Annotated in this window: 2 rRNA genes; both read right to left on the bottom strand. The window is 54.7% G+C overall.

The window, feature by feature from the left end:
- Positions 1–49 precede the first annotated feature (49 nt).
- Positions 50–166, bottom strand: a 5S ribosomal RNA gene (gene rrf / locus MRBLMI12_RS22230).
- 105 nt (positions 167–271) lie between these two features.
- Positions 272–3,376, bottom strand: a 23S ribosomal RNA gene (locus tag MRBLMI12_RS22225).
- Between the last annotated feature and the right edge of the window lie 29 nt (positions 3,377–3,405).

The following is a 3,405-nucleotide window of genomic DNA, read 5'->3' as shown; positions in this document are numbered from 1 at the left end:
TTAACGCGCAATGGCCACCCCATCAGGGGTGGCCATTGCGTGAATGGGTGTCCGGCGGTGTCCTACTCTCCCACAGGGTCCCCCCTGCAGTACCATCGGCGCTGAGAGGCTTAGCTTCCGGGTTCGGAATGTGACCGGGCGTTTCCCTCTCGCTATGGCCGCCGAAACTCTCTTGATGTTTCAGTCTTCACAACGTGAAAAGCAATGTTTTGTTGTGTTCCCGACCGTACATCGGGAACCACTCAGTGGACGCAAGCACCATGAACGGTGTGTTATCAAGTCATCGGCTTATTAGTACCAGTCAGCTGCACGCATTGCTGCGCTTCCACATCTGGCCTATCAACCCAGTAGTCTGGCTGGGAGCCTCTCACCCGAAGGTATGGAAGTCTCATCTTGAGGCCGGCTTCCCGCTTAGATGCTTTCAGCGGTTATCCATCCCGAACGTAGCTAACCAGCGGTGCACTTGGCAGTACAACTGGCACACCAGAGGTTCGTCCAACCCGGTCCTCTCGTACTAGGGTCAGATCCTCTCAAACTTCCTACGCGCGCAGCGGATAGGGACCGAACTGTCTCACGACGTTCTAAACCCAGCTCGCGTACCGCTTTAATGGGCGAACAGCCCAACCCTTGGGACCTACTCCAGCCCCAGGATGCGACGAGCCGACATCGAGGTGCCAAACCATGCCGTCGATATGGACTCTTGGGCAAGATCAGCCTGTTATCCCCGAGGTACCTTTTATCCGTTGAGCGACAGCGCTTCCACAAGCCACTGCCGGATCACTAGTCCCGACTTTCGTCCCTGCTCGACCTGTCAGTCTCACAGTCAAGCTCCCTTGTGCACTTACACTCGCCACCTGATTGCCAACCAGGTTGAGGGAACCTTTGGGCGCCTCCGTTACTTTTTGGGAGGCAACCGCCCCAGTTAAACTACCCACCAGGCACTGTCCCTGAACCGGATTACGGTTCGAAGTTAGATATCCAGAGTGACCAGAGTGGTATTTCAACAATGACTCCACGAATACTGGCGTATCCGCTTCACAGTCTCCCACCTATCCTACACAAGCCACACCGAACACCAATACCAAGCTGTAGTAAAGGTCACGGGGTCTTTCCGTCCTGCTGCGCGTAACGAGCATCTTTACTCGTAATGCAATTTCGCCGAGTTCGCGGTTGAGACAGTTGGGAAGTCGTTACGCCATTCGTGCAGGTCGGAACTTACCCGACAAGGAATTTCGCTACCTTAGGATGGTTATAGTTACCACCGCCGTTTACTGGGGCTTAAATTCTCAGCTTCGCCTTGCGGCTAACCGGTCCTCTTAACCTTCCAGCACCGGGCAGGCGTCAGTCCGTATACATCGTCTTGCGACTTGGCACGGACCTGTGTTTTTAGTAAACAGTCGCTACCCACTAGTCTCTGCGGCCACCACACCCTTTTTGAGGCAAGCTCATATAAGTGGATGGCCCCCCTTCTCCCGAAGTTACGGGGGCATTTTGCCGAGTTCCTTAACCACGATTCTCTCGATCTCCTTGGTATTCTCTACCTGACCACCTGAGTCGGTTTGGGGTACGGGCGGCTAGAACCTCGCGTCGATGCTTTTCTTGGCAGCATAGGATCACCCACTTTTCATCCGCATCGTGTCTCAGCCGTCATGAGTGGCGGATTTGCCTACCACTCGGCCTACGCACTTGCCCCGGGACAACCATCGCCCGGGATGGGCTACCTTCCTGCGTCACACCTGTTAATACGCTAACCGCACCAGAATGGGGTCGTGCGCTAGGCCCACAGCATCACCCCGAAGGGATCCGTCAATGGGATTCAGACACTTAGCACTACTGGGTTAGTTTGGGCGGTTCTTCGCCGGTACGGGAATATCAACCCGTTGTCCATCGACTACGCCTGTCGGCCTCGCCTTAGGTCCCGACTTACCCAGGGAAGATTAGCTTGACCCTGGAACCCTTGGTCTTTCGGAGGACGTGTTTCTCACACGTCTTTCGCTACTCATGCCTGCATTCTCACTCGTGTGGCGTCCACGGCTGGGTCACCCCGCCGCTTCACTCGCCACACGACGCTCTCCTACCCATCAACACGGCTGGACCACGAAGGCCTACCAATAATGTCAATGCCACAACTTCGGTGGCGTGCTTGAGCCCCGTTACATTGTCGGCGCGGAATCACTTGACCAGTGAGCTATTACGCACTCTTTCAAGGGTGGCTGCTTCTAAGCCAACCTCCTGGTTGTCTAAGCAACTCCACATCCTTTCCCACTTAGCACGCGCTTAGGGACCTTAGATGGTGGTCTGGGTTGTTTCCCTCTCGACTATGAAGCTTATCCCCCACAGTCTCACTGCTGCGCTCTCACTTACCGGCATTCGGAGTTTGGCTGACGTCAGTAACCTTGTAGGGCCCATCGGCCATCCAGTAGCTCTACCTCCGGCAAGAAACACGCAACGCTGCACCTAAATGCATTTCGGAGAGAACCAGCTATCACGAAGTTTGATTGGCCTTTCACCCCTATCCACAGCTCATCCCCTCAGTTTTCAACCTAAGTGGGTTCGGCCCTCCACGACGTCTTACCGTCGCTTCAGCCTGGCCATGGATAGATCACTTCGCTTCGGGTCTAGGACATGCGACTGAATCGCCCTATTCAGACTCGCTTTCGCTACGGCTACCCCACCCGGGTTAACCTCGCCACATATCGCTAACTCGCAGGCTCATTCTTCAAAAGGCACGCTGTCACCCCTACTAAGGAGGCTCCAACGGTTTGTAAGCAAACGGTTTCAGGTACTATTTCACTCCCCTCCCGGGGTACTTTTCACCTTTCCCTCACGGTACTTGTCCGCTATCGGTCATCTGGGAGTATTTAGGCTTATCAGGTGGTCCTGACAGATTCACACGGGATTTCTCGGGCCCCGTGATACTTGGGATACTCTCCACGTCAGAACACGCATTTCGACTACGGGGCTGGCACCCACTCTGGCCCGCCTTTCAAGACGGTTCGTCTATACGCTTCTGTCACGTCGACCACTCGGCAGAATGATCCGGAAAGTCCCACGACCCCTCACATGCAACTCCTGCCGGATATCACACACATAAGGTTTAGCCTGATCCGATTTCGCTCGCCACTACTCACGGAATCACTGTTGTTTTCTCTTCCTGTGGGTACTGAGATGTTTCACTTCCCCACGTTCCCTCTACCCGCCCTATATATTCAGGCGGGAGTCACCAGGTACGCACGCGCCCTGGCGGGGTTTCCCCATTCGGACACCCTCGGATCAAAACTTGCTTATCAGTTCCCCGAGGCTTATCGCAGATTGCTACGTCCTTCTTCGGCTCCAGATGCCAAGGCATCCACCGTTTGCTCTTAAAGACTTGAAATCACATGAGTTTCATCAAGAATCGAACCC

It is taken from the genome of Microbacterium sp. LMI12-1-1.1, assembly GCF_040676455.1.
Lineage (GTDB): Bacteria > Actinomycetota > Actinomycetes > Actinomycetales > Microbacteriaceae > Microbacterium.
This window is presented reverse-complemented; position numbering and strand designations above follow the sequence as displayed.